This window comes from Halorubrum xinjiangense, assembly GCF_900102375.1.
In the GTDB taxonomy this organism is placed as follows: domain Archaea; phylum Halobacteriota; class Halobacteria; order Halobacteriales; family Haloferacaceae; genus Halorubrum; species Halorubrum xinjiangense.
On record NZ_FNBO01000014.1, the window covers coordinates 46,743 to 73,087 of the forward strand.

Here is a 26,345-nt window from a genome sequence, read left to right on the forward strand (position 1 = left end):
CTGGAGTTCGGTGGCCGTGAATTAGAGCGCGTCGACGACGTTCAGATAGCCGGCGCCGTAGTACTCTTTCCCGTAGTCGTCGGGCACTTCAGCGGCCTTCTTCAGCGCGGCCTCGACTTGGTTGGCGTTGTAGTCCGGATTTGACGATTTGACGAGGGCGGCCGCGCCCGCGACGTTCGGTGCCGCCATCGAGGTTCCGGCCTTCCAGCCGTAACCCGGAACCTGCTCAGACTCGCCATCTTCGTCTGATTCCACGGAGAACACCGTGTTGAACACGAGATCGTACGCATACGCCGGGACGCCACCGACCGGATCGGTCAGGGAGATATCGTAGTCGCCACCTGGCGCGGCAAGCGTGACCGCGTTGGTCCCGTAGTTGGTGTAGACTGCGGGGCTGTCCGCGGGGCTGTCCACGTCGTCGAGGTCGAACGAGAGGCCGTAGCCGATCGGGCCGGTGGAGGCGACTGACAGCGCCTGTGCTCCCTCGTTGGGGAGGCTTATCCAGTACCCACCGGAGAGCGTCTCGTCTTCTCCGTCGTTATCTAAGTCGACCTGCGTACCGTTGTCGTGCTGGAGGTCGGCACTATCGTTTCCGGCGGCGATGACGAGCAGTGTCCCCTCTTTGTTCGCGTACGTCATCGCGCTGTTGAGAACTTTTCCGTAAAACTGACCCTGTGCCTGTCTAGACACCGGATACGCACCTAGCGAGAGATTCGCAACATCCGCGTCGATGTTCGCGCTGTAGACGACCGCCGCGAGGATGTCGCCGAACGCCGCACCGCCCCCTGCGGAGAACACGCGGCAGTCGACAAGGTCGGTCTTTGGAGCGGTCCCGTTGACCCCGGTGCCGCCGCCGTTGTCCGCGGCGACGATTCCGGCGACGTGCGTCCCGTGGTCGTCGCCGGCGACGGGGTTGTGGTCGCCCCCGTCGTCGGTGAAGTTCTTGGAGAGGTCGACGTTTAGCGGCTCCTTCAAGTCCGGGTGCGTTTCGAGAACGCCCGAGTCGATCACGGCGACCCGTGTCCCCTCGCCCTCGGTCGTCTCGTGCGCCTCCGGAACGTCGAGGTCTGCCTTGTCCCACTGGAGGACGTCCCCGGGGTCTCCCTCGTAGTCGGAGTCCTCCAGCGTCGGTGCCTCCTCGTTCACGTCCGGCGAGTCGAGTTCAATCTGTATGTCCGCCTCGTAGCTCTTGACCGACCGCTTCACCTCGGACTCGTCACCTCGGACGACCGCGTAGTTGATCCCGGGCATCTCGTGGACGACCGTCAGGTCGCTCAAATCGGCCTTGCCCTTCGTCGAGACGATGAACCGGTCGGTCCGCTCCGCGGCGGTAACTGTCGTCCCGGCCGCGATTCCGCCGATTACCGCCCCGCTCACCTTGAGAAACTCACGCTTGGTAACGTCAGGCATGTAATCATTCATAGGATATTGTGAAAATATAATTTTCCCATAACATTTATACAGGATAATAGTAGCAAATACCGACCGGCAGCCAGATGCGGTTCCCACGTGACTGGGATAGCGACAACGACACGCCTTTTTCCGGGCCGCGAGTCTCTATCGAGTATGGACCAGAAGCGGGAGCTGTCGAGCATCGACCTCGCCGCGCTCGTCACCGAGCTCAATCGGTACGAGGGCGCGAAGGTCGACAAGGCGTACCTCTACGACGACGACCTGCTCCGGCTGAAGCTACGCGACTTCGACCGCGGCCGCGTCGAGCTCATGATCGAGGTCGGGGACATCAAACGGGCGCACGCCGCCGACCCGGACAACGTCGCCGACGCGCCGGGGCGCCCGCCGAACTTCGCGAAGATGCTGCGGAACCGGATGTCGGGAGCGGACTTCGCGGGCGTCGAGCAGTACGAGTTCGACCGCATCCTCACCTTCGAGTTCGAGCGCGAGGACCAGAACACAACGCTCGTCGCCGAGCTGTTCGGCCAGGGGAACATCGCCGCGCTCGACGAGACGGGCGAGGTGATCGGGGCGCTTTCGACGGTCCGGCTGAAGTCCCGCACCGTCGCGCCCGGCTCGCAGTACGAGTACCCCGCGTCTCGGCTGAACCCCCTCACCGTGAGCCGCGGCGGGTTCGACCGGCACATGCGCGAGTCGGACAGCGACGTGGTGCGCACGCTCGCCACGCAGCTGAACCTCGGCGGGCTCTACGCCGAGGAGGTGTGTACCCGGGCCGGCGTGCCGAAGGAGACGCCGATCGACGAGGCGACCGACGACCAGCTGGGGGCGCTCCACGACGCGCTCTCGCGGATCGACGAGCGGCTCCGCTCGGGCGACGTCGACCCCCGCGTGTACGAGGAGTCGGTCGACTGTGAGGGGGCCGAGGGAGGCGACGGCGGCGACGCCGACCGCGACCCTCGCGTCGTCGACGTGACGCCGTTCCCGCTCGCGGAACACGAGGACCTGCCGAGCGTCGGGTTCGACTCCTTTAACGCCGCCGTCGACGAGTACTTCCACCGGCTCGACAGCGAGGGGACCGACGAGGGCGAGGCGCCCGCGGACGCGAGCGCGTCGCGGCCCGACTTCGAGGAGGAGATCGCCAAACAGGAGCGGATCATCGAACAACAGCGGGGGGCGATCGAGGGGTTCGAGGAGCAGGCCCAGGCGGAACGGGAGCGCGCGGAGCTCTTGTACGCGAACTACGACCTCGTCGACGAGGTGCTCTCGACCGTGCGCGAGGCCCGCGCGAACGAGGTGGCGTGGGACGAGATCGCGGAGACGCTCGCCGCCGGCGCGGAGCGGGGGATCCCGGCCGCGGAGGCCGTCGTCGACGTCGACGGCGGCGAGGGAACGGTGACGGTCGAACTCGACGAGGAGGGCGACGACGGGGGGACGACCCGCGTCGAGCTCGACGCGAGCGAGGGCGTGGAGGTCAACGCCGACCGGCTCTATCAGGAGGCGAAGCGCGTCGAGGAGAAGAAAGAGGGCGCGATGGCCGCCATCGAGTCGACCCGCGAGGAGCTGGAGGCGGTCAAGGCGCGAAAGGCGGAGTGGGAAGAAAAGCAGGCGGCCGACGACGGCGCGGGGGACGGCGCCGGCAGTGACGGCGACGACGAGGACGACGAAGAGTACGAGACGGACTGGCTCGCCCGCTCGTCGATCCCGATCCGGAGCCCGGACGACTGGTTCGAGCGGTTCCGCTGGTTCCGCACCTCGACCGGCTACCTCGTCATCGGCGGGCGTAACGCCGACCAGAACGAGGAGCTGGTAAAGAAGTACATGAGCAAACACGACCGGTTCTTCCACACGCAGGCGCACGGGGGACCGGTGACGCTACTGAAGGCGTCCGGCCCCTCCGAGTCGTCCGAGCCGGTCGACTTCTCCGAGGAGACCCTGCGGGAGGCCGCGCAGTTCGCGGTCTCCTACTCGTCGGACTGGAAGGACGGTCGCGGCGCGGGCGACGCGTACATGGTCGAGCCCGATCAGGTGTCGAAGACGCCCGAGAGCGGCGAGTACATCGAGAAGGGGAGCTTCGTGATCCGCGGCGACCGCACGTACTTCGAGGACGTCCCCTGCCGGATCGCCGTCGGCGTCCAGTGCGAGCCGGTCACCCGCGCGATCGGCGGCCCGCCGTCGGCGATCGTCGACCGCGCGGCCGCGCACATCACCTTCGAGCCGGGGATGTACGCGCAAAACGACGCCGCGATGATGGCCTACCGGAACCTGAAAGAGCGGTTCACCGACCAGTCGTTCGTGCGCAAGGTCGCGAGCGCGGACCAGCTTCAGGAGTTCCTGCCGCCGGGCGGGTCGGACATCGTCGACTGAGGAACCGGCTCGACCGCGAGTCGTCGTCGACAGAGGGTTGTCGTCGACCGCGGAGCGACTCTCCGCCCCCGAGCGCGACGTTTTCAAGCCTCCGCGACGGAGGAGGCGCATGGCCTTCGAATCGCTGCCGGAGGGGTGGCGGGTGTGGAACGAGGAGCCCAGCGGGCGGGCCATCCTCGTCTACCGCCCCGACGTCTTCGGGACCGGCGACCTCCCGAACGAGTGCCTCCCGACGATCTACCTGACGAACGGCGCCCGGAACGCCCGGCCCGGATCGGGCCAGTACGCGACCGACGAGTGGCACGTCGTCTGCTTCTTAGAGCCCGAGATCGAGGCGGTCGCGGAGACCCACGAGAGCCGCGAGGCGGGCGCGGCCGGCGCGGTCGACGTCGCGGAGCGGTTCGTCGCGGGCGAGGTCGACTACCGAGGGGCGTACCAGGTTCCGCGGGAGGACTACTTCGAGCGCCTCGACGAGTTCGTTGGCGGCGAGGAGACGGCGTGACGGTTCTCAGTCGGACCGCGTGACGGCAGGAGGACGTCCGGATTTTATCCACGATTACGCATAACTCGACGCGAGAAACGGGGGGATACGCCACGAACACGAGGATTTTTATCGCCGCACGCCCGACCCTCGCGTACATGAACGCCGGTGGGGACTACGGCGGCGACGAACCGCGGGAGAAGTGCGGCGTCGTCGGCGTCTCGCTCGAGGACCGGGAGGCCGCCCGACCGCTGTACTACGCGCTGTACGCGCTCCAACACCGCGGCCAGGAGTCGGCCGGGATCGTCACGCACGACGGGTTTCAGCAGCACAGCCACGTCGAGCGGGGCCTCGTCGGCGACGCCTTCGAGGAGGGGGACCTCGCGTCGCTGTCGGGCGGCACGGGCATCGGCCACGTGCGCTACCCGACCGCCGGCAGCCTCGACAAGAGCTGCGCGCAGCCCTTCTCGGTGTCGTTCAAGTCCGGCTCGCTCGGGCTCTCGCACAACGGGAACCTCGTCAACGCCGACGAGGTGCGCGAGGAGCTGGCGGCGGCGGGCCACGCGTTCACCTCCGACGGCGACACCGAGGTGATCGCCCACGACCTCGCGCGCAACCTCCTCGAAGAGGACCTCGTGCGCGCCGTTAAACACACGATGAACCGCATCCACGGCTCCTACTCGCTGGCGATCACCCACGACGACACCGTGCTGGGCGTCCGCGACCCGCTCGGGAACCGCCCGCTCTGTCTCGGGAAGATCGACGGCGGCTACGTCATCGCCAGCGAGTCGGCCGCTATCGACACGCTCGACGGGGAGCTGATCCGCGACGTCCGCCCCGGCGAACTCGTCGTCTTGGACCCCGACGGCACCGGCTACGACACGTATCAGCTCGTCGAGCGAGACTCGACGGCCCACTGCTTCTTCGAACACGTCTACTTCGCCCGTCCCGACTCCGTCATCGACGAGAGCCTCGTCTACGAAGTCCGTCGGAAACTCGGTCGGAAGCTCTGGGAGGAGTCCGGTGTCGAGTCCGACGTGGTGATGCCCGTCCCCGACTCGGGGCGCGCGTTCGCCTCCGGCTACGCGGACGCCGCGAGCGAGACCACGGCCGACGGGGAGCCCCGAGAGGTCGACGGCGGCGGCGTGGAGTTCGCGGAGGGGCTGATGAAGAACCGGTACGTGGGCCGGACGTTCATCATGCCGACGCAGGACGAGCGCGAGCGCGCGGTCCGGCTGAAGCTGAATCCGATCCGCTCGACGGTGGAGGGGAAGTCGGTAACCATCATCGACGACTCCATCGTCCGCGGCACGACCTCCACCCAGCTCGTCGACTTAGTCCGCGAGGCGGGCGCCGAGGAGGTCCACCTCCGGATCGGGGCCCCGCCGATCCTCGCGCCCTGCTACTTCGGCATCGACATGGCGACGCGCGACGAGCTGATCGCGGCCGACGCCTCGACCGAGGAGATCCGGCAGGAGGTCGGCGCGGACTCGCTGTCGTACCTCTCCATCGACGCGGTCGCAGAGGCCCTCGGCGAGAGCCGCGCGGACCTGTGTCTCGGCTGCGTCACCGGCGAGTACCCCTTCGACGTGGAGGGAGAGGCGACCGACCGCGACGTCGACGCTCCGGTCTCGGACCCGACGCCCGCGGACGATTAGGGACCACGGACGGCCAATAACGCGCGGACGATTAGGGACCGCGGACGGCCAATAACTCGCGGACGATTTCGCGCTCTCTTTTCGACTGCGACCCCGCACACGTTCGACGCGGCTCCGACCGCTCGGGACGTATCGGGGGCTTAAATACGCTCACCGTCAGACGTGGAGGTATGACATGGAACGCCGACGCTGCCGAGGACGCCGCCGCGTCGATGAGCCGCCGCGGGTTCTTCCGCGCCGGGGCCGCCGGGGCGGCGGTCGCCGCGGGGGTCGCGGCCGGGAGCGGGACCGCCGCCGCACAGTACGACGGCTGGCTGGACGACGTCAGCAACTACGACGGCACCCACGATTACCGCGGGCAGGACGAGGTCACCGTCGAGGTCGGCGCGGGCGAAAACGGGCTCCGGTTCGGCCCCGCCGCCATCCTGATCGATCCGGGCGCGACCGTGGTCTGGGAGTGGACCGGGCAGGGCGGCGGCCACAACGTGGTCGCCAACGACGGCACCTTCGACAGCGGGTCGGCGGTCGGGGAGGAGGGAACGACCTTCGAGCACACGTTCGAGGACGCCGAGGAGGGCGACACGTTCAACTACCTCTGTGAACCCCACGAGGCGGTCGGGATGAAGGGAGCCGTCGCGGTCGGCGACGTCGACGATGACCTCGTGGACCCGCAGGCTGAGGGCGGCGGCAGCGACGGCGGTGACGGGCCTGCCGGCTACGGCGACTGGTTCGAAGACGTCGGTAACTACGAGGGGACCCGCGACCTCCGCGGCGAGAGCGAGGTCACCGTCTCGGTCGGTGCGGGCGAGAACGGCCTGCTGTTCGACCCGCCCGCGATCCTCGTCGACTCGGGGGCGACCGTGGTCTGGGAGTGGACCGGCGAGGGCGGCGGTCACAACGTCGTCGAGGAGGACGGCACCTTCGAAAGCGGCGAGCCGGTGGCGGAGGAGGGCGAGACCTTCGAGTACACCTTCGAGGACGCCGGCGAAGGCGACGTGTTCCGCTACGTCTGCGAGCCCCACGAGGGGGTCGGGATGAAAGGCGCCGTGGCGGTCGGCGATGTCGACGACGACATCATTGGCGGTGAGGGCGGCTCCGGGGGCGACGGCGGCAGCGGACTCTCCGCGAGCGACATCGGCACGCTCGCGCTCGGCTTCGGCTTCGCCGGCGCGCTGCTCGTCCCGCTGTTCTACGCGGCCCACCAGATGGCCGAGCGGAACGCGGACCGGAACACGTAGTCGGCTCTCTCTTTCTGTCGCGCTCGGTCAGTAGATGTGGTACAGCAGCAGGTAGACGCCGATCCCCATCGAAAAGGAGATCAGCCAGAGGACGGCGCCGACCATCCCGACCTGCGCGTGTCGTGTGTGATAGAGGTCCTCGTACGGGCGGGTCACGGCGAGGAAGAGTGCGTGGAAGACGAACGGGACGCAGACGATCGCGAGCAGGATGTGGGTCGCGAGGAAGGGGAGGTAGACGAACGAGTAGACGCCCTCCGGGCCGGGGAACTCGGTCGTGCCGACGATGATCAGCCGGTAGAGGTACGCGCCGAGGAACGCGGCGAACAGCGCGAACGACGAGATCATGAAGTTCCGGTGGCGCTTCACGTTCCCGCGGGAGATCGCCCGCCAGCCGAGGACGATCGTGGCGATGGCGGTCGCGGAGACGGCGGCGTTGAAGTGCGGGATCGCGGCGAGGACGGCGTCGCTCGCGCGCGGCAGCAGCGAACTCGGAATCACGCCGCCGACCGCGCCGAAGACGAGCGCGAGCGCGACGCCGGAGGCGACGGCGGTCAACACGGAGACGTTCTCGCGGGCCCAGTCGGACATGTTCCGACGTTAGGATGCGACCCCCAAACGCGTGCCGGTTGCGGTCGCCGAGTCGCAGCGCGCTCCGCCGCTCGGTGGTCTGCGAAGCGCCGCCACGGTCCCGCCAAATGGAAGGGCTTTTAATTAGGGGAAGGGTACGTGGAGACGCGACAGAACACCGCGAGCGTGGGTAGCCAAGCCAGGCCAACGGCGCAGCGTTGAGGGCGCTGTCCTGTAGAGGTCCGCCGGTTCAAATCCGGTCCCACGCATCGCAGGGGTACACCCCCGAACGATGCACGGTGTTGTCTCTACGACAGCACCCACGCACAATTCCTTCCGACCGCTACGCGACGAGTGACAGCTTTGATCGGAATGCTGTGGTCGTGAACACCGCCGAAGCCCCAGCCGCTCACTTATAAACATCTCATAACGGATCAGCGGTGAACACCTCCAAAGCCCCAGCCTCGCGGCTGCCCCTTTGAGTCCCGCCCCGCACCGCTCCGCACAGCACCTCACACCTCCCCAGCCTCGTCAGTCGGCCTCCGCTACGCTCCGGCCGACTGACTCCCTCGCGCGTGCTGTCTCGCGGCCGCCGGGGGCGGCCGCTCGCAGGCACGCGCCACCGCTTCAGCCATTTATAAACAACCACAGTTATCTCGCTCCGAATCGCCCGCGCGAACTGCCACCCTTTTAGTCGCGCGCCGTCGGAGTGAGGCGTAATGAGTACGGACGCGACCCCCGAGTACGACTACGAGGAGCTGGGGCTCGTCGCCGGGCTGGAGATCCACCAGCAGCTCGACACCGAGACCAAGCTGTTCTGTGACTCCCCGACCGTCGAGCGCGACCCGGACGAGGCCGAGCGGTCGATCACCCGTAAGCTCCACCCGACGAAGAGCGAGCTGGGCGAGCTCGACGACGCCGCGGTAGAGGAGAGCCGCGTCGACCGCGAGTTCACCTACCTCGCGTACGACACCACCTGCCTCGTCGAGGAGGACGACGAGCCGCCACGGCGCGTCGACGGCGAGGCGCTCTCGGTGGCGCTTCAGATCGCCGACCTGCTCGACCTCTCGGTGGTCGATCAGGCACACGTCATGCGGAAGCTCGTCATCGACGGCTCGAACACCTCCGGCTTCCAGCGCTCGATCCTGCTCGGGCAGGACGGCGATATCGAGACCGACGCCGGCTCGGTGTCGGTCGTCGACCTCATGCTTGAAGAGGAGTCCGCGAAGCGCGTCGAGGAGACCGACGAGGGCGTCGTCTACTCGCTCGACCGCCTCGGCGTCCCCCTCGTCGAAATCGGGACGGGCCCGGACATCCGCAGCCCCGAGGGAGCCCGCGAGGCCGCCGAGCGAATCGGGATGCTACTGCGCTCGACGGGCGCGGTGAAGCGCGGGCTCGGCACGATCCGGCAGGACGTGAACGTCTCCATCGCGGACGGCGCCCGCGTCGAGGTGAAAGGCGTCCAGGACCTCCAGGGGATCGAGGACATCGTCCGCGGCGAGGTCGGCCGGCAGGCCGAGCTGCTCGAGATCCGCGAGGAACTCCGCGAGCGCGACGCGAGCGTGGGCGACGTCGCGGACGTGACCGACGTCTTCGCCGACACCGAGTCGGGGGTCATCCGCGGCGCGCTCGACGCCGGCGGGAAGGTGTCGGCGGTCCCGCTGTTCGGCTTCGACGGGCTCGTCGGCCGCGAGCTCCAGCCGGACCGCCGACTCGGCACCGAACTGTCGGACCACGCGAAGCGCCACGGCGCGGGCGGAGTCTTCCACACCGACGAGCTGCCGGCCTACGGCGTCACGGCCGCGGAGGTCGACGCCCTCCGCGACGCGGTCGGCGCGGGCGAGGGCGACGCGGTCGCCATCGTCGCGGCCGACCCGGAGACCGCCGACCTCGCGATCGAGGCGGCCGCCGACCGCGCCGAGACCGCCATCGAGGGCGTCCCCGAGGAGACTCGTGGCGCGAACGACGATGGGACCACGCGCTACCTCCGGCCGCTGCCGGGCGCCGCGCGGATGTACCCCGAGACGGACGTGCCGCCCGTCGAGCCGGACCCCTCGGACGTGGACCGGCCGGAACTGCTCGACGAGAAGGCCGAGCGGTACGCCGAGGAGTTCGGGCTCGACGCCGGCCTCGCGGAGCAGGTCGCGTTCGGTCAGCGGTTCCCGCTGTTCGAGACCGCGGTCGGGCACGGCGTCGACCCGACCTTCGCCGCGTCGACGCTGGAGTCGACGACGACGGAGATCCGGCGCGACGGCGCGCCCGTCGAGGCCCTCACCGACGACCACTTCCTCGACCTGTTCGACCTCGTGGAGGGCGGCGACCTCGCGAAGGAGGGCGTCCCCGAGGTGCTGACAACGCTCGCCGAGGAGCCTGACCTGACGGCGAGCGAGGCCGTCGAGGAGGCCGGGCTCTCGGGTGTGAGCGAAGACGAGGTCCGCGAGGCGGTCGTCGAGGTCGTCGAGCGCAACGCCGACCAGATCGAGGCGGAAGGGATGGGCGCGTTCTCCGGCCTGATGGGCGAGGCGATGGGTGCGCTCCGCGGGAAGGCCGACGGCGAGGTCGTCTCGGACGTGCTGCGCGAGGAGATCGGCAAGCGCTCGTAGCGCGCACTGTCCCCGTTAGGCCCGTTCTTTACGTGTCGGGAGTCCTCACAGCGATCCGAGTGACTCCAGATGGCTGACTCGCGCCCGGCCGACCCGTCGGACGACTCGGCCGCGTCGGACCGCGCGCCCGGCTCGGCCCCCGCGCAGACGCACGGGGACCGCGTCTCCGACGCGACGAACCGCTTCATCCACGGCGTCGAACTGGCGGCGGCGGCGCTTTTCGCCCTGTTGTTCGGTATCGGCGTGGTCGACCTCGCGATCCAGATCGTCGAGTCCGTCCCCACCGGCGAGATAACGGATCCCAACACTGTCATCGGCTTCATCGAGACCGGCCTGCTCCTGCTCATCATCGTCGAGGTGTACGAGACGGTCGTCGCCTACATCGAGCAGAGCGACACCCGGCGGATCGTCAGGCTGGTGATCTACACCGGCGTCATCGCGATGGTCCGGAAGGTGATCATCTTCCGCACCACGGAGTATCCGTCGACGCAGGACGCCCTGTTCGCCGCGTTCTCCTACACGCTCGTGATACTCGGCCTGGTGGCGCTGCTGTACGTCGAGCGCTCGGTCGGCTCCGCGCTGACCCCCGAGTGACCCCCGCAGCGGCCGCCCCGGAAACACCCGACACGCCCGACACTTTTTATCGTCGGCGCGGAACTCGACCCCATGCGAGAGCCGTTCGACCCGGGGTTCGACTTCGACCGCGGGACCGTCGCCGCGGTCACCGCGACGACCGTCCTCCTGTGTGTAACCGTGTTATTCGTGTTTGACCGCCCGGCGTGGATGCTCCCCGTCGCCGTCGCCGTCGGCGCGATCGCGACGATGCTCGGCGGGTTCTACGACGCGAGCGCGAACAACGCCCTCCTCGGCGTGGCGCTCGCCGCGATTCCGCTGTACCTGCTCGTGTTCGTCTACCGGATCGGGGGCGTGCCGACGCCGGGGACGGACCCCGACCTGCTGTTCGCCACCGCGGTTTACTCGATGGGCGATATGATCGGCTACGCGCCCATGATGGCGATATTCGGCTATCTTGGCGCCACCGCCGCCGATCGGGCCCGCCGGCGCTTCGAGCCGCCGATCGGCTACCCCGACGGCGGGGACGCCCGACGGATTCCCGGGCTCGACGACGAGACGCGCTGACCGGCCGGTCGGCGTTCCGGGTCAGTCCGTCAGCTCCTCGATCAGCGTGTCGAGGTCGTACGTCGCCGGCGCGCGCGGCTCGTCGCGCAGCGTGGCGATGGTGAACGTCGAGTTCGTGCGCTCCACCTCCGGGATCGCCTCGAAGTCGCTGATGAGCCGCTCGACGGTGTCCGACGAGGAGAGCCGCGCGAGGACGACGAAGTCCGTCTCGCCCATCGTGAAGAACGCCTCCGTCACGCCCTCGACGGCCAGCAGCTCGTCGGCGAACTCCTCGTAGGGGCCCTCGTAGTTCGCGAGCACCTCGACGATGACGGTGACGCCGAGCCCGAGCGCCTCGTGGTCGAGGTCGTACAGGTCGTTCTCGATGACGCCGTCCTCGCGGAGGTTGTTCAGTCGGTAGTGGATCGTCGACACCGGGATGTCCGTCTCCTCGTGGAGCCGCTCCGGGCTCCCGGTGCCCAGGTCGGAGATGGCCTTCAACAGCCGCACGTCGCGCTCGTCCATACCCCGCGATCGACCCCCGATCGGTTGTATATGTCGACCGACAGGGTTGGAGTCTGCTCTAAGATGCGGACGCAGTTCGGCCGTCGAATCGGATCTGATTCGTATGTCTGATTTTTCATTCCGAATCTCAGACGCTTCGAAAGTATAATTTAACTATATTCGCGTATTTCGAACTGACAGCCAGTGAATCTTAGAAACCTCCTCTCTACTCCGGAAGCGATCGTCGCCGCGTTCCTGTTGCTCGCAACGCTCTGGGGCACGTCCTTCGTCGCCATCGAGGCCGGCCTCCACTACTTCCCGCCGCTTTTGTTCGCCGGCCTCAGGTACGTCGTCGCGGGCGCGGTCGTGCTGGCCTACGCCGCGGTCGCCGCGGACCGGTGGCTCCCGCGCGGCCGTGACGAGTGGCTCGGCGTCGCCGTCGCGGGCACGTTCGTGATCGCGGCCTACCACGGGTTCCTCTACCTTGGCGAGATGCGAGTCTCCGGGGCGGTCGCCGCGGTCGTCGTGAGCCTCGCGCCGGTGTTGACGGCCGTCTTCGCGGCCGTTCTCCTCCCGAACGAGCGGCTCGGGCCCGTCGAGATCGGCGGCTTCGCGCTCGGGATCGTCGGGGTGGTGGTGATCGCCGACCCGGCCGCCGCCGGACTCGGGAGCGCGGCGGTCGTCGGCGTGGCGCTCGCGTTCGCGGGCGCGGTCGCCTTCTCGCTCGGCGCCGTGCTGCTCCGCCCGCTCCGCACCGACCTCCCGATCGCCGCGCTCCAGGGCTGGGCGATGGTGTTCGGCGCCGGCCAGCTGCTCGTCGCCGCCGGTGCGGTCGGCGAGTCGCCCGCTACGATCGTCTGGAACCAGACGTCGATCGCGTCGCTCGCGTACCTGACGCTGCTCTCCGGCGTGGTCGCGTTCCTGTTGTACTTCGCGCTGCTGGACGCCGTCGGCCCCTCGCAGCTCCACCTCGTCGGCTACGCGGAGCCCGTTGTCGCCGCAGTCGGCAGCTGGATCCTGCTCGGTCACCTCGTCGACGCCGAGGCGCTCGTCGGGTTCGTCGCGATCCTCGCCGGCTTCCTCGTCTTAGAGCGGCACGAGATCGCCGACTACGTCGGCATCGACCGCCTCTCCGGGTAGGGGGTCCGCCGACCGGTCTCCCCGCTTCTCCCGAGGGCTCAGCCCTCGATGTCCTGACTCAGCCCCGCGCGCAGGTCCCGCCCGAAGTAGTGGCCGAGCAGCGCGAGCGCCAGTCCGACGCCCCCGCCGACCGCGACGAGGGGGAGCCCCCACTGCGAGAGGTAGTCGATGCCGATTGGGAGAAACCCGACGCCGAGGACGCTCGTCACCGCGCTCACCGCGCCCGCCGCCCCGCCGGCGATCCCCGTCTCGACGTACCGGCGCGTCGAGAAGGCAAGGCCGAGCAGGAACGCGGCGAGGAACACGCCGCCCGCGGTCCCGACCGTCCCGCCGATGAGCGGGATCAGGCTCCCGACGAACACGCCGACCGCGACCGTCACGAGCGCGAGTCCGAACGCCTTCGCCGAGAACCACCGGCCGGAGACGCCGATTCTGCCGGTGCCGCCGGAGCCGGCGGTGCTCCCGGCGCTCCGCGCGCTCCCGGCGTCCGTGTCGGTCGGCGCGGCGCCGCCGGAATCGGCGCCGGACGCCCCCTCGCCGCCGGCGAGGTCGTCGTCGAGGAGGTCGTCGAGGTCGTCCATCGGGTCGTTCTCGGACGACTCGCGCTCCTTGGAGGGTTGCATACCGGACCGTTCGGGCCCGCGGACTTGGCTTTTGTGCTGCGGCGGGGTCCGTTTCGCCTGTCTCGTCCGTCTCGCCGCTCTTGTCCGTCTCGCCGATCTCGTCCGTCTCGCCGATCTCGTCCGTCTCGCCGATCTCACCCGTCGCGTGTGACGCGGTACCGTCCGCCGTTTCACCGGAAACGAGGTGTGGGGTCAGCCGGTTCGTCGCGCTCAGCGGCCGCGGTCCGAGTCCTCCTCCTCGTCGCTCGCGCCGGACGACCGCCCGCCCCACACGCGCTTGTCGACCAACGCGACCGTCATCGAGCGGTCGACCGAGATCTGACAGGAGAGCCGCGGATAGCCGAACCGCTCGGCGAGGCGGTCGTGCCAGTGGTCGGCAGACGGTCCCTCGCGGACGCGGACGCCGCAGGTGGCACAGAGCCCCCGGCCCCCGCAGTTGAGGCGACGGGTCGCGGGCGCGTACGGCGACAGCCCGGCGTCGAGCATGACCCGCCGGAGGTTGCGGCCGCGCTCGACGTCGAGTTCGACGCGCTCGTCCCCGTCGACGACGACGAGCGGCACCGTCTCGGCCCCGTCGGCCGGCCGGTCGTCGGTCCCGTCGCTGCCGCCGCCGCGGTCGTCGATCCCGTCGCTGCCGCCGCCGCGGTCGCCGTCGGTCATCGTCCGCCCTTCGCGCGCCGGGCACAAAGCGTTCGGGACCCGGAACGGCTTTCGGCGCGGGCGTCGGATCGCGGGGTATGGACACGCGTCGCGCGCTGCTGGACGCCCTCGCGGCCGACGACGGCCCCGTCTCCGGCCCCGCCCTCGCCGAGTCGCTCGGCGTCTCGCGGGCGGCCGTCTGGAAGGCCGTCGAGGGCCTCCGCGAGGAGGGGTTCGGGGTCGAGTCGACTTCCGAGGGGTACGTCCCCCCCGAGGACCCGGGCTATTCCGGACCGGGCATCTCGTTCGGCCTCAACGCCCCCTACTCGGTGGAGTACCACGACCGGATCGCGTCGACGAACGAGCGGGCCCGCGAACTCGCGGGGGAGGGCGCCGCCGACGTCGCCGTGGCCGCCGACGAGCAGACCGGGAGCCGGGGGCGCCTCGACCGCGAGTGGGTGGCGCCGAGCGGCGGCGTCTGGGTGTCGGTGCTGACGCGGCCCGACGTGCCGACCGCGCGGGCGCCGCTTTTCACGCTCGCGGCCGCGGTGGCGACGACCGATGCCGCCCGCGAGGCCGGCGTCGACGCGCGGATCAAGTGGCCGAACGACGTGCTCGTCGGGGACGACGCGGACGAGGGGAGCGCCGCCGCGCCGGCCGAGACAGACTCAACCGGCCGCGGCGGGCGAAAGCTGGCGGGGATCCTCACCGAGATGGAGGGCGAGGCCGACCGCGTCGGCTGGCTCGTCGTCGGCGTCGGCGTCAACGCCAACATCGACCCCGAGACGCTGCCCGCGGGCGCGACGTCGCTGTCGGCGGAGCGCGGCGCCCCGATCGATCGTCGGCGCTTCGCCGCGACGCTGCTCGAACGCTACGCGGAGCTGACGGCGTCGACCGCGGCGCTCGACGGGGTCCTCCCGGCGTGGCGCGAGCGGGCGAGCACGCTCGGGCGGCGCGTCCGCGTCGACGTTGCCGACGGGGTCGTGGAGGGCACCGCGGTCGACGTCGCGGAACCGGGCGCGCTCGTGGTCGACACCGACGAGGGGCGACGGCGCGTCCACGCGGGCGACTGCGAACACCTCCGCGACGCCGAGTGACTCGCATCGGAGCGAGGGTCGAACCGCCGCGTTTCGCTTACCCGGTCTCCGTCGCGTCGGAGACCGATCCGTCCGCACGCGTCCCGGCCGCGCCTGTCTCGTCCGCTCTCGTCCCGTCCGCGCTCGTCTCGCCCGCACTCGTCCCGTCAGCACTCGTCTCGCCCGCCGTCGCGGACTCCTCACCGCCCGCGGCGGTCGCGCTCGCGGATTCGGCCGCGTTCGCGGCGGCCTCCTCGTCGCCGATCCGGACGGTCAACACGGGGACCGACGAGCCGCGGACGACCTTCTCCGCGACGCTGCCGAGGAGCAGTCGGTCGATCCCGCCCCGCCCGTGGGTCCCCATCACGACGAGGTCGCAGCCAGCCTCCTCGGCGTGGGTGATGATCTCGCGGCTCGGCGACCCCTCGACGACGGCCGTCTCGACGTCGACGTCGCGGTCCGCGGCGAGTTCGCACACCGTTTCGAGCGCGGCCTCGCCGTCGTCGTACAGCAGGTCGCCGACGCCCTCCCAGGTCGTCTCCATCGGCATCCCAGCGTACCGCGCGGTGTCGACCACGTAGATGGCCCGGACCGAGGCCCCGTGGACCGCGGCGAGGTCGAGCGCGTGGCACACCGCCAGCTCCCCCTCGGGAGAGCCGTCGGTCGGGACCAGAATCCGGTCGTATAGGGGCATGTTCACGTGTAGCATGACACCGACGACTGATAACCCTTTGCGGTTCTTGCCGGTTTCTCGCCGGTCGTCGGTGACTGATCGTTCGACGTCGGCGTTCGCGCGAGCCCGGGCGGAGGGTCGAACCGCGCCGCGAGGCAGTCTCACCAGGGCGCGCGTTTATGTCTCTTCCGGCCGAGAGGACGGTATGCCTGACGAGATCAACCTCTCCCGGCTCGAACCGACGCTCGACTCCCACGCGTACCCCGCGGAGCGCGCCGCGCTCGCGGAGTCGTTCTCCGGCACGACGGTGCTTTTCGCCGACGGGGACGCCGACCTCGGCGACCTGCTCGCCGACGTCGACCAGGAGACGTTCGCGAGCGCCGACGACGCGCACACCGCGCTCCAGAACGTCCTCCCGATCGAGGCGCTCGGGGAGCCGGGCCAGTCCGACGGCGACGCCTGAGGTCGCCCGTCGAGCGCCGCTCGGCGTCCCGCTTCGCCCGCCCCCTCGTCACCGCGTCTCACGCCGCGACGCGTCTCGCATCGCTTTTTAGCGTGGATCGCGCAGTGATGCCAATGAGTTATCGGATCGGTCTCGTCGGCAAGCCCTCGGTGGGGAAGTCGACGTTCTTCAACGCCGCGACGATGAACGACGTGCCCGAGGGCGCGTACCCGTTCACCACCATCGACCCGACCGTCGGCGAGGCGTACGTCCGCGTCGACTGCGCCGCCCCCGAGTTCGACGAGACGTGTACGCCGAGCGTCGGCGTCTGCCGCGAGGGGACGCGGTTCGTCCCCGTGAAGCTCGTCGACGTCGCCGGGCTCGTCCCGGGAGCCCACGAGGGGCGCGGCCTCGGCAACCAGTTCCTCACCGACCTCAACGAGACCGACGTGCTGATCCACGTCGTCGACTTCTCGGGGAAGACGGACATCGAAGGCGAGGCGACCGAGGGCCACGACCCGCGCGAGGACATCGACTTCTTAGAGGAGGAGCTCGACGCGTGGTACCTCGACGTGTTAGCGAAGGGGATAGAGAAGTTCGAGACGCGCTACCAGGGCTCGGAGGCGGCGATCGAGGAGGAGCTCGCCGAGCAGATGTCCGCGTTCGGCACGGACAAGGACCGGATGAAGCGGACGATCCTCGCGCAGGGGCTCGAACTCAACCCGGAGACGTGGGACGAGACGGACAAGGCCGAGCTGGCCCGCGAGATCCGCAAGCGCACGAAGCCGATGGTGATCGCCGCCAACAAGATGGATACGCCGGAGGCGCAGGCGAACTGGGACGAGATCACGGCAGACCCCGACTACGACCACCTCTCCTTCGTCCCCGCGAGCGCCCACGCGGAGAAAGCCCTCAAAAATGCGGACGACGCGGGCGTCGTCGACTACACGCCGGGCGACGACGCGTTCGACGTCGTCGGCGACGTCTCCGGCGAGCAGAAGGCCGGCCTCGATCAGATCGGCGAGTTCGTCGCCGAGTACGACGGGACCGGGGTCCAGGGCGCGCTCGAGGCCGCCGTCTTCGACGTGCTGGACTGTATCGCCGTCTTCCCGGGCTCCGCGAACGGGAGCAAAGACGAGAAGGGCGTCTTCCGCGACTGCTTTATCCTTCCCGAGGGGTCGACCACCGAGGACTTCGCGTACCACATCCACTCGGACATCGGCGAGGGGCTCCTCCACGGAACCGACTGCCGGAGCGGCCGGCAGGTCGGCACCGACAGCGAGCTCTCCCACCGCGACGTGATCGAACTGGTCTCGACGAAGCAGGCGGCGCCCTGAGCGCCGGTCCCGGCCTTCCCCGCCTCCGCATCTGTATCTCCGGAATCTCCGATCAGCTATTACCCGCCGGGGTCCAACCGGACGCCATGGAACGGACCGTCACGGTCGAACCGGAGGCCGGCCTCCACGCGCGACCCGCCTCGAAGCTGGTACAGACGGCGAACCGATTCGACGCCGACGTGTCGATCGGTCGCGCCGACGACGGCGACGACGGCCTCGTGCGCGCCGACAGCATGCTCTCCGTCAGCGGGCTGAACGTCGAACACGGCGAGTCGGTCCGCGTGGTCGCCGAGGGATCCGACGCCGAAGCGGCGCTTGACGCGGTCTGCGACCTCCTCACGAGCCCCGTCGAGGAGGGCGCTGAGGGGGAGGCGGCCGGAGAGAGCGACACCGACGGCGGCGGCCCGGACGCGGAGGACGCGTGAGGACGCTCGACGGGGTCGGCAGCACGCCCCGCTCGGGCGTCGGGACGGCGCGCTGGTACCGCCCGGAGGCCGACCTGACGCTCCCCGACCGCCCCGCCCCCGAGTCGGTCGACGTCGACACCGAACTGGCCCGGTACGAGTCGGCCCGCGACGCCGTGCGGGAGGCCCTGCGCGAGGCCCGCGACCGGACGGCCGAGCGCGTGGGCGAGGAGGAGGCCGCGGTGTTCGAGGCCCACGAGGGGTTCCTCGACGACCCGACGATAATCGAGGACGTCGAGGCCGCGATCCGCGACGGGACGCCCGCGCCACACGCGGTCGCGGACCGGTTCGGCGAGGCGGTCGCGCAGTTCGAGGGGATGGAGGGGCGGATGGCCGAGCGCGCCGACGACCTGCGCGACGTTCGCGACCGGTTGCTCCGCGCGCTCCTCGGCGCGGACGGCGGCGAAGGCGGACAAGCCGTGACCGACCTCGCGGCCCTGCCGGACGGGACGGTACTGCTCGCGGAGCGGCTCACGCCGAGCGACACCGCCACGCTCGACCCGGACGCCGTCGCCGGGATCGCGACGATCGAGGGGGGCCGCACCTCCCACGCCGCTATTATTGCGCGGTCGCTCGCGATTCCCGCGGTCGTCGGCGTCGGCGCGGAACTCGACTCGGTCGCCGACGGGGAGACGGTCCTTGTCGACGGCGAGGCCGGGAAGGTCGTTGTCGACCCCGACGAGGACCTGCGCGCCGCCGCACGGGAAGCGGGCCCGGAGGCGATCCGCGACCGCGTCGAGACGATCGACGGCCGGTCCGTCGAGGTCGCGACCAATGTGGGCGGCGAGGCCGAACTGGCCCCGGCCGCCGAGCGCGGCGCGGACGGGATCGGGCTGTTCCGGACCGAGTTCCTCTTCGTCGACCGCGAGGCGCCGCCGACCGAGGACGAGCAGTACGAGGCGGTCACCGCCGCGCTGTCGGCGTTCTCCGACGACCGCGTCGTCGTCCGGACGCTCGACGTCGGCGGTGACAAGCCGGTCCCGTACCTCGACCTCCCCGACGAGCCGAACCCGTTCTTGGGACGGCGGGGGATCCGGCTGTCGCTCGATGAGCACGCGGACCTCTTCGAGACGCAGCTCCGGGCACTGCTCCGCGCCGCGGCGACCGAGGACGGCGACGGGCTCGCTGTGATGTTCCCGCTGGTCACGCGGGTCGAGGAGGTCGAGCGCGCGGTCGCGCGAGTCGAGGCGGTCGCCGACGATCTCACGAGCGAGGGCGTCGACCACGCGGTGCCCGAGCTAGGCGCGATGGTCGAAACGCCGGCGGCGGCGTTCCTCGCGGACGCGCTCGCCGAGCGCCTCGACTTCCTGAGCGTCGGGACGAACGACCTCGCCCAGTACGTGATGGCGGCCGACCGCGGCAACGACGCGGTCGCCGACTACCACGACCCGCTCCACCCGGCCGTGTTGCGCGCGCTCGACCGCACGACCGCGGCCGTCGAGGGGACCGACGCGTGGGTCGGCATGTGCGGCGAGATGGCTGGCGACCCGGCGCTGACCGAGCTGCTCGTCGGGCTCGGCTTCGACGAGCTCAGCATGAGCGCGGTGACGGTGCCCGACGTGAAACGCCGGGTCCGCGAGGTCGACGCCGACGCCGCCCGGTCGCTCGCGGCCGACGCGCTCGCCTGCGAGACGCGCAGCGAGGTGCTGGACGTGCTGGGGCTCGACGACCGCGCGGCCTAAGCCGACTCGAAAAACGGACAACCCCGACTCAGAGCTTCTCGATGTCGCGGGCCGCCTCCGCCTGCTCGCGCACGGACTCGATCGTGGCCGACGGGTCGGTGGCCGCGACCGCCGCGTTGACCGCGCCCTCGAGAACGGGCGCGTCCGCGATGACGGCCTCCGCGTCGCTCAGCTCGACGGCGACGTCCGCGTTCATCACCGCGCTGCCGAGGTCGACGAGGACGACGACGCCGTCGGCGTTGCTGTCGCCCCCGTCGGCCGAGCCGGCACCGTCGCCCGCACCCCCGGCCGCGGCGTCGATCGCCGCTTCGATCGCGTCGGGGACGGTGCCGATCCCGCCCTTCCCGTCGCCGCCGACCGGCTCGATCCGGGTGTCGCCCGCCATCTCGGCGGCGACCTCCGCGATCCCCTCTGCGGCGCGCTCGCTGTGCGAGACGACCACGAGCCCGACCATCAGTCGTCCCCCGGGTCGGCGGCGGGGTCGTCTCCCGCCTCGTCGGGGTCCTCGTCCGGGATCGTCGGCGAGGTCGCGGCCGCCTCGGGGACGTCGACGCCGAGCCGCTCCGCGGCGACCGCGAGCAGCTCCTCTAAGATGAACAGCGTACTCGTCGCGCCCGGGTCCTGGTGGCCGACGGAGCGCCAGCCGAGGTAAGAGGCGCGGCCCTTTCGGGCGCGGATCGGGACCGTGAACGCCACGCCGCGCTCTGCGGCGTCGACGGCCTTCGCGAGCGCCTCGATCGGGTCGAGGTCGTCGACCTCGATCGACTTCTTGAACGTGTGGACCGCGGGCGTCAGCGCGTCCACCATCGTCTGGTCGCCGACGCGCGCGTCGCCGCGGTCCTCGACCTTCTCGAGGTAGGTCTCCGCGAACGCGACCGCGGTCTCGGAGGTGATCCCCTCGTCGAGCTCGCCCGCCGCGAACACGAGCGAGCCGCCGAACAGTGGGCCGGAGGCGCCGCCGACCTCGCCCATTAGCGTCTTGCCGACCGTCTTCGCGACGGTCTCGGCGTCCGGGTCGTCGAGGTCGCGCGCGGCGTCGGCCGCCTCGGCCCAGCCGCGCGCCATGTTCCCGCCGTGGTCGGCGTCGCCGATGGCGGAGTCGAGTTGGGTGAGGTGGTCGCGCTCCTCTTCGATGCGCTCGGCGACCGCCTCGACGGCCGCGACGACCGCCGCGCCGTCGTCGCCCGTCCGGTCGTCACTCATTTGACGGCCAGCGCCGGGGTGTCGGCCGGCGCGTCGAACAGCTCCTTCAGCTCGTCGTCGACCGCGCACACCGTGATCGACGCGCCGGCCATGTCCAGCGAGGTCATGTAGTCGCCGACCCACGCGTCGTAGGTCTCGAGGCCGCGCTCGCCGAGCAGCTCCTGGAGCCGGCGGTTGAGGACGAACAGCTCCATCTGCGGCGTGGCGCCCATCCCGTTGACGACCGTGAGCACCTCCTGCCCCTCGTCGAGGTTGAGGTCGTCGAGGACCGCGTCGGTCAGGTGCTCGGTGATCTCGTCGGCCGGCATCGTCTCGGTGCGCTCGGTGCCGGGCTCGCCGTGGATCCCGATGCCGAGTTCGATCTCGTCCTCTCCCAGGTCGAAGGTGGGCTCGCCCTTCTCCGGGGTGACACAGGAGGTGAGCGCAGTGCCCATGGTGCCCACGTTGTCGACCACCTTCTCGGCGACGCGCTTGACCTCGGAGAGGTCGGCGCCCTGTGCGGCCTTCGCGCCCGCGGCCTTGTGGACGAGGATGGTCCCGCAGACGCCGCGGCGGCCCGAGGTGTACAGCGAGTCCTCGACGGCGACGTCGTCGTTTACCACGACGCTCTCGACCTCGACGCCCTCCATCTCCGCGAGTTCGATGGCGGTCTCGAAGTTCATCACGTCGCCCTCGTAGTTCTTGATGATCGCGAGGACGCCGTCGCCCGCGTCGCAGGCGCCGATCAGTTCCTCGAACTCGTCGGCGGTCGGCGAGGAGAACACGTCGCCCGCGGCCGCCCCGTCGAGCATCCCGTCGCCGATGTATCCCGCGTGCGTCGGCTCGTGGCCGCTGCCGCCCCCGGTCACCAGCGCCACCTTCCCGTCGACCGGCCCGTCGTCGCGCACGAGCACCTGCGTGTCCGGCAGGCGTCGCAGGCGGTCGGGATACGCCGCGGTCATCCCCTCGAGCATCTCGTCCACGACGTCGTCCGGGTCGTTGATCAGTTTCTTCATGATCGTTAGTAACATCTCATGCGGACCGGTTAAACGTAGTGGCCCCCCGGGGGTCGCCCCCGTCTGCCGGCGATCAGCTCGGATCCAGATCGAGGCCGCCGTACTCGTGACAGCGGAGGATGTCGGCGTCGGTCTGCTCCGGCACGCGGAACTCGTGTTCGTCCTCGCAGACGCCGCCGTCGTCGAACGCCTCGTCGCTCGGGTCGATGTCCGTCGACTCGCAGGCCGGGCAGGCGAACGCGCCGTGGCCCAGCTGCGTCGGCGCCTCGAAGTAGTGGCCCTTTCGGCAGCGCCCGCCGTCCGTGACGCCGTCCGTGCCCGGCGCGACGTTCTTGACGTTGTACTTCAGGCAATAATAGGTCCCGTCGCCGGCCTGCTTCGGCGACGCGAAGTAGTGGCCGTTCGCGCAGCTATCCCCGTTGTCGAAGGGATTCATACTCCGCTCGACGGAGAACTGCGTGTAAACTGCTGTGGTCGGGATCGTTGCGGGAATTCGAAACGAGGGGTTTGGGGTTAGTGTGATAGGGCGACTGTCGAATCGGCTGTGGCATGTCGTGGCTCGAACTTTCTGGACAGATGAGCTTGGCCCTGAGAGATTGGAAGATGTCTGCGACGCTTAGCTAATCTATCTTTTTCGGGATTCGTTTTATTGGGAGACTAGAGCCATAATCTCATTTCGTATTTTCATTTACCCTTACGGCTTTTACGAATCCGTCTGTCTTAATTCGCACAGCGATGGACGATCCGAGCGATTTTCAAGGCGATTACATCGGACGTACCGCCTCTGACGATGACGAATCTCCGGACTTCGAAGAAGTACCCGTGTGGATCGATCCACGCAGAGAAGACTCAGAACCGGGCTCAGTGTTTGACGATGAAAGTCCGGATCCGCACCTCAATTCCTTTGCCGTAATTGAGCGTGGAAACGAAGACTTGCTCCAATACGGTCGAATCAGCAGCGGGTATGAATATAGCAGCCGGGCAGATCCCGGGATCCAACAGCGGGACAAGTCCATGGGATACGACCCGCGCCCTATTCGTGAGAGTGAACTCGATGAGGACGTCTACCGGCTCGTGAGAATCGAGCTTCTTGGGGAAGTTGTGTTTGAGGGCCACGAGGACTTCGATGTCGAAGACTCTGACAAACCGTGGATGGTCCGACGTCCAACGGTACTCCCGCAAGTGGGGCAGAAAGTCCACGAACTCGGTGCTGAAGAGCTGGGTCAACTCCTTGAGATCCCTGATGAGGAAGAGGGATTGGAGATCGGCGAAATCGAATCGGGTGGCGACGAAGTAGATTTCCGCCTTGATTCACAGTTTATCTCTCGTCACATGGCTATCCTGGGACGTACGGGGGTCGGCAAGACTCACACGGCACACGTCCTTATCGAAGAGATGATTCGCGAGGGGGAAAGTCAGCGTGGCGTCCCAGTGGTCACATTTGACGCTGAAGACGATGTGAGAAACATGGCCGAGGATGTTGGTGGAGTTACTCTTGAACCGGAAGGTACCGAAATGCCGGTTCCATTCCAATTGATTGGTTGGAGTGAGTTCGACGGGTTCCTTGGCTCGATGGCGTCAGATAAGCAGCGACAAATTATTGCCCGGGCATACTATCAGGTTCACCGCGAAGCACTGGAGAATATCGAAGAAGATGGAAAACTAGGTGTAGGGCTTAGTGAATTCAAACAGTACATTATAGAAGCAGCAGATGCCTTCGATTATAATTATGAGGCTCAGGCGGTCTCACGGGCCGCGGCCGTACTGAGGGGCAGTGATGTTCTATCCGAGGGTATGGCTGATTGGGCTGAGCTCATGGGTGAAAATCCGATCATCAATATTGACATAAGCGGCTTAGGTGATTCTAATCGAAGCGTAGTCATCTCAGCAGTTGCCCGACTCCTTCGAATTCTGCGAACTGAGGAACACATCCCACCGTTTGTACTGGCGATTGACGAGGCTCATGAGTTTGTCCCGAGTGGCCGTTCCTCAGAGTCGACGGCAGTCGTCCGTAATTTGGTAAAAACGGCCCGACACATCGGGATTGGAGTGATGCTGATGACGCAGTCGCCGTCTGAACTCGATAGCCGAACGCTCCGCACGTGTAACACGTACGTTACGTTAGCACTGTCTGAGCCGGAAGTCAAGGAGATTGAAGGGTTACTGAGTGATCTCTCCGATCGCTCGCTTGCGCAGATTCCGAATATGGAACGTGGTCGGGCATTCATCGGCGCGGCTCGTGATATTATGACTCACACCGTTCCGGTCAATATTCGGCAGCGTCGTACCGAGGAAGGTGCCCCGACTCCGAACCTAATGGACGACTCGATAGCTTGGTTTGATAAGGACGATCAAAAAGAGGACGGGGGTGAGTTCTGATGGCAAATCAGGATCTTGAATCGGCGATTATTCATGCCTTACAGGACATGGATGGAGCGGTTCCAGTTGAGGATCTCCGGAACGAGCTAAAGGTCGAGTACGGAGTGGATCGGGGGAAACGAGCAATCCAGACACGACTGCGTGATATGGCTGAAGAGGGTGCTGTCGATAGGGCGCGCATCAAAACCAGTGGTCCGGGCCGGCCGCCATATTATTATAAATCGCAAGGAGAATACCCGCGCCTTTAGGCGCGGGATGAATCCGACAACCCGTTCAACAATCCACCGCCGATAGCAAGGCCGGATATTCCACGCTCTCAGCCGAACCTTTACAAGAAAAGCTCGTATAACAGGTTATATAGGCGTTCAGAATGCTGGAGGTTCACCGCACCCACCGCGCCAAAATTCTTAACCACAATCAAGTGGCTGAGATACTCGACCGGCACGGGTGGAGCGCCAGCAAACTCTGGAACGTCGCCAACTACCACTCCCGAGAAGTCTGGGAAGAAACCGGGGAGATTCCCGATCACGGCGACCTCAAAGACGAGTTGAAGACCCACAACAAGTACAAGGGATTACATTCGCAGTCCAGTCAGCGCGTTCTGGAGGAACTCGCTGAAGCCTTCAACTCGTGGTACGAAAAGAGGAAGTCCGACGACAGGGCGAATCCGCCCGGCTACCGCAAACGCAACTACTACGACACCGACGGCAACCGCGTCCACGAAGAACACCCGCGTAGCACGGTGACGTGGAAGCAGAACGGCATCCGCCACGACACCAAGAACAATCGAGTGCGACTCTCGAAGGGCGCGAACCACAAGGAACACCCCCGAGCGCGGGAATACATCCTTGTTGAATACGAGACGCGTCCCGGCGTCACCGTCGAGAACCTTCAACAGGTTCGCGCCGTCTACGACCAAGCGAAAGAGCGGTGGGAACTACACCTCGTCTGTACAGACGAAACCAAGACACCCACCGCTCCCGGTACCGAGACAGCGGGCATCGACCTCGGCATCAGCAACTTCGCCGCTGTCGCCTACAGTACCGAAGACGCCGACCTGTACCCCGGAACCCGTCTGAAACAGGACGGGTACTACTTCCCGAAGGAAATTGCCAAGTGCGACGACAGCGGTGGTGAACGAGCCACACGTCTCCATGCGAAATGGTCGGAACGCCGCACCCACTTCTTCCACGGTCTCGCCAAACACATCGTTCAACGATGTATCGAGAAGGGTGTTGGCCGTATCAATATCGGTAACTTGGAGGGCGTCCGTGAGGACGAGAACGGCAACTCGAAAAACTGGGGCAAGCACGGCAACCTCGATCTACACGGGTGGGCATTCAACCGCTTCACCAACATCCTCGAATACAAAGCGAAGGTCGAGGGGATCGAAGTTGTGGAAGTGGACGAGAGTGCCACGAGCAAGACGTGTTGTATGTGCGGGAGAGAGGAGGACAGCCAGCGCGTCGAGCGTGGCCTGTATGTCTGTGAGGAGTGCGATGCGGCGTTCAACGCGGACGTGAACGGAGCGGAGAACATCCGACTCAATATCAACGAGAAAAGTAACTCCGAGTCTCCCGGACAGTCGTTCGGAGATAGGAGTACCGGCTGGTTGGCACAGCCCGCAGTCCACCTATACGACTTGTCCAGCGGATTCCAACCGCAGGAACAAGTGGTAGACTGCAAACCCTAATATCCCAAACGCGGTCGGGATTCCTCCGCGTTCACGCGGAGGAGGATGTCAA

The 26,345-nt window shown here is 67.9% G+C and carries 26 protein-coding genes and 1 tRNA gene; 17 read left to right on the top strand and 10 right to left on the bottom strand.

Features of this window, described 5'->3' with window-relative positions; translation table 11 throughout:
* Positions 1–21: 21 nt before the first annotated feature.
* Positions 22–1,410: a S8 family peptidase gene (locus F3H13_RS13935; protein ID WP_188128079.1), complete on the bottom strand. Its 1,389-nt coding sequence runs from the start codon at positions 1,408–1,410 to the stop codon at positions 22–24.
* Between the two features lie 156 nt (positions 1,411–1,566).
* On the opposite strand from F3H13_RS13935, the gene rqcH reads away from it, so the two are divergent.
* From rqcH to F3H13_RS13955, 4 genes are all read left to right on the top strand, one after another.
* Positions 1,567–3,777, top strand: a complete 2,211-nt coding sequence (gene rqcH, locus F3H13_RS13940) for a ribosome rescue protein RqcH (RefSeq protein WP_149799609.1) — start codon at positions 1,567–1,569, stop codon at positions 3,775–3,777.
* Positions 3,778–3,886: 109 nt separating this feature from the next.
* Positions 3,887–4,279, top strand: a complete 393-nt coding sequence (locus tag F3H13_RS13945; protein ID WP_149799610.1) for a DUF5820 family protein — start codon at positions 3,887–3,889, stop codon at positions 4,277–4,279.
* A 137-nt stretch (positions 4,280–4,416) separates the two neighbouring features.
* Complete coding sequence (gene purF / locus F3H13_RS13950; protein WP_149799611.1) at positions 4,417–5,916, top strand: amidophosphoribosyltransferase; 1,500 nt, start codon at positions 4,417–4,419, stop codon at positions 5,914–5,916.
* 170 nt (positions 5,917–6,086) lie between these two features.
* Positions 6,087–7,154: a halocyanin domain-containing protein gene (locus F3H13_RS13955; protein ID WP_149799612.1), complete on the top strand. Its 1,068-nt coding sequence runs from the start codon at positions 6,087–6,089 to the stop codon at positions 7,152–7,154.
* 27 nt (positions 7,155–7,181) lie between these two features.
* Here the strand turns inward: F3H13_RS13955 and F3H13_RS13960 are convergent, their stop codons facing one another.
* A complete protein-coding gene (locus F3H13_RS13960) occupies positions 7,182–7,742 on the bottom strand; it encodes a DUF420 domain-containing protein (RefSeq protein WP_149799613.1) in 561 nt (186 codons plus the stop codon).
* Between the two features lie 163 nt (positions 7,743–7,905).
* Between F3H13_RS13960 and F3H13_RS13965 the strand changes: the two genes are divergently transcribed.
* From F3H13_RS13965 to F3H13_RS13980, 4 genes are all read left to right on the top strand, one after another.
* Positions 7,906–7,990 (top strand) — tRNA-Leu (locus F3H13_RS13965).
* A gap of 450 nt (positions 7,991–8,440) precedes the next feature.
* The gene (gene gatE, locus F3H13_RS13970) at positions 8,441–10,324 is read left to right on the top strand and encodes a Glu-tRNA(Gln) amidotransferase subunit GatE (protein ID WP_149799614.1); all 1,884 of its coding nucleotides are present in this window, start codon (positions 8,441–8,443) and stop codon (positions 10,322–10,324) included.
* A 69-nt stretch (positions 10,325–10,393) separates the two neighbouring features.
* Positions 10,394–10,918 (top strand): phosphate-starvation-inducible PsiE family protein, encoded by a 525-nt coding sequence (locus F3H13_RS13975; RefSeq protein ID WP_149799615.1) that lies wholly within the window; start codon positions 10,394–10,396, stop codon positions 10,916–10,918.
* Between the two features lie 72 nt (positions 10,919–10,990).
* Complete coding sequence (locus F3H13_RS13980; RefSeq protein WP_149799616.1) at positions 10,991–11,464, top strand: hypothetical protein; 474 nt, start codon at positions 10,991–10,993, stop codon at positions 11,462–11,464.
* Positions 11,465–11,485: 21 nt separating this feature from the next.
* Here the strand turns inward: F3H13_RS13980 and F3H13_RS13985 are convergent, their stop codons facing one another.
* The gene (locus F3H13_RS13985) at positions 11,486–11,968 is read right to left on the bottom strand and encodes an Lrp/AsnC family transcriptional regulator (protein WP_149799617.1); all 483 of its coding nucleotides are present in this window, start codon (positions 11,966–11,968) and stop codon (positions 11,486–11,488) included.
* A gap of 183 nt (positions 11,969–12,151) precedes the next feature.
* Here F3H13_RS13985 and F3H13_RS13990 point away from each other — a divergent pair, with 183 nt between their 5' ends.
* A complete protein-coding gene (locus F3H13_RS13990; RefSeq protein ID WP_149799618.1) occupies positions 12,152–13,087 on the top strand; it encodes a DMT family transporter in 936 nt (311 codons plus the stop codon).
* 38 nt (positions 13,088–13,125) lie between these two features.
* On the opposite strand, the gene F3H13_RS13995 is transcribed toward F3H13_RS13990, so the two are convergent.
* Both F3H13_RS13995 and F3H13_RS14000 read right to left on the bottom strand, forming a co-directional pair.
* On the bottom strand, positions 13,126–13,710 hold the full coding sequence (locus F3H13_RS13995; protein WP_149799619.1) for a hypothetical protein: 585 nt from the start codon (positions 13,708–13,710) through the stop codon (positions 13,126–13,128).
* Positions 13,711–13,920: 210 nt separating this feature from the next.
* The gene (locus tag F3H13_RS14000; protein ID WP_188128080.1) at positions 13,921–14,370 is read right to left on the bottom strand and encodes a 2Fe-2S iron-sulfur cluster-binding protein; all 450 of its coding nucleotides are present in this window, start codon (positions 14,368–14,370) and stop codon (positions 13,921–13,923) included.
* Positions 14,371–14,447: 77 nt separating this feature from the next.
* Here F3H13_RS14000 and F3H13_RS14005 point away from each other — a divergent pair, with 77 nt between their 5' ends.
* Entirely contained in the window at positions 14,448–15,446 is a 999-nt protein-coding gene (locus F3H13_RS14005; RefSeq protein WP_149799620.1) for a biotin--[acetyl-CoA-carboxylase] ligase, read from the top strand.
* Between the two features lie 37 nt (positions 15,447–15,483).
* On the opposite strand, the gene F3H13_RS14010 is transcribed toward F3H13_RS14005, so the two are convergent.
* Entirely contained in the window at positions 15,484–16,119 is a 636-nt protein-coding gene (locus tag F3H13_RS14010) for a universal stress protein (protein ID WP_149799621.1), read from the bottom strand.
* A gap of 184 nt (positions 16,120–16,303) precedes the next feature.
* On the opposite strand from F3H13_RS14010, the gene F3H13_RS14015 reads away from it, so the two are divergent.
* From F3H13_RS14015 to ptsP, 4 genes are all read left to right on the top strand, one after another.
* A complete protein-coding gene (locus F3H13_RS14015) occupies positions 16,304–16,561 on the top strand; it encodes a DUF5789 family protein (RefSeq protein ID WP_149799622.1) in 258 nt (85 codons plus the stop codon).
* Between the two features lie 113 nt (positions 16,562–16,674).
* Positions 16,675–17,877, top strand: coding sequence for a redox-regulated ATPase YchF (locus F3H13_RS14020; protein WP_149799623.1), 1,203 nt, complete (start codon positions 16,675–16,677; stop codon positions 17,875–17,877).
* Positions 17,878–17,963: 86 nt separating this feature from the next.
* Positions 17,964–18,302, top strand: coding sequence for an HPr family phosphocarrier protein (locus F3H13_RS14025; protein WP_149799624.1), 339 nt, complete (start codon positions 17,964–17,966; stop codon positions 18,300–18,302).
* Positions 18,299–20,023 (top strand): phosphoenolpyruvate--protein phosphotransferase, encoded by a 1,725-nt coding sequence (gene ptsP, locus F3H13_RS14030; protein ID WP_149799625.1) that lies wholly within the window; start codon positions 18,299–18,301, stop codon positions 20,021–20,023. Before F3H13_RS14025 ends, ptsP begins: the two co-directional genes overlap by 4 nt.
* Positions 20,024–20,051: 28 nt before the next feature.
* On the opposite strand, the gene F3H13_RS14035 is transcribed toward ptsP, so the two are convergent.
* The 4 genes from F3H13_RS14035 to F3H13_RS14050 form a co-directional block, all read right to left on the bottom strand.
* Positions 20,052–20,477 carry a PTS-dependent dihydroxyacetone kinase phosphotransferase subunit DhaM gene (locus F3H13_RS14035; protein ID WP_149799626.1) on the bottom strand — a complete coding sequence of 142 codons (426 nt, stop codon included), beginning with the start codon at positions 20,475–20,477 and terminating at the stop codon, positions 20,052–20,054.
* Complete coding sequence (gene dhaL / locus F3H13_RS14040) at positions 20,477–21,226, bottom strand: dihydroxyacetone kinase subunit DhaL (protein ID WP_149799627.1); 750 nt, start codon at positions 21,224–21,226, stop codon at positions 20,477–20,479. The genes F3H13_RS14035 and dhaL overlap by 1 nt, the downstream gene beginning before the upstream one ends.
* Positions 21,223–22,221: a dihydroxyacetone kinase subunit DhaK gene (gene dhaK / locus F3H13_RS14045; protein WP_149799628.1), complete on the bottom strand. Its 999-nt coding sequence runs from the start codon at positions 22,219–22,221 to the stop codon at positions 21,223–21,225. Before dhaK ends, dhaL begins: the two co-directional genes overlap by 4 nt.
* Positions 22,222–22,294: 73 nt before the next feature.
* On the bottom strand, positions 22,295–22,657 hold the full coding sequence (locus F3H13_RS14050; RefSeq protein WP_149799629.1) for a hypothetical protein: 363 nt from the start codon (positions 22,655–22,657) through the stop codon (positions 22,295–22,297).
* 299 nt (positions 22,658–22,956) lie between these two features.
* Between F3H13_RS14050 and F3H13_RS14055 the strand changes: the two genes are divergently transcribed.
* From F3H13_RS14055 to F3H13_RS14065, 3 genes are all read left to right on the top strand, one after another.
* Positions 22,957–24,600 (top strand): ATP-binding protein, encoded by a 1,644-nt coding sequence (locus F3H13_RS14055; protein WP_149799630.1) that lies wholly within the window; start codon positions 22,957–22,959, stop codon positions 24,598–24,600.
* Positions 24,600–24,848 (top strand): hypothetical protein, encoded by a 249-nt coding sequence (locus F3H13_RS14060; RefSeq protein ID WP_149799631.1) that lies wholly within the window; start codon positions 24,600–24,602, stop codon positions 24,846–24,848. Before F3H13_RS14055 ends, F3H13_RS14060 begins: the two co-directional genes overlap by 1 nt.
* Positions 24,849–24,970: 122 nt before the next feature.
* Positions 24,971–26,293, top strand: coding sequence for an RNA-guided endonuclease InsQ/TnpB family protein (locus F3H13_RS14065; RefSeq protein ID WP_149798125.1), 1,323 nt, complete (start codon positions 24,971–24,973; stop codon positions 26,291–26,293).
* Positions 26,294–26,345: the final 52 nt, after the last annotated feature.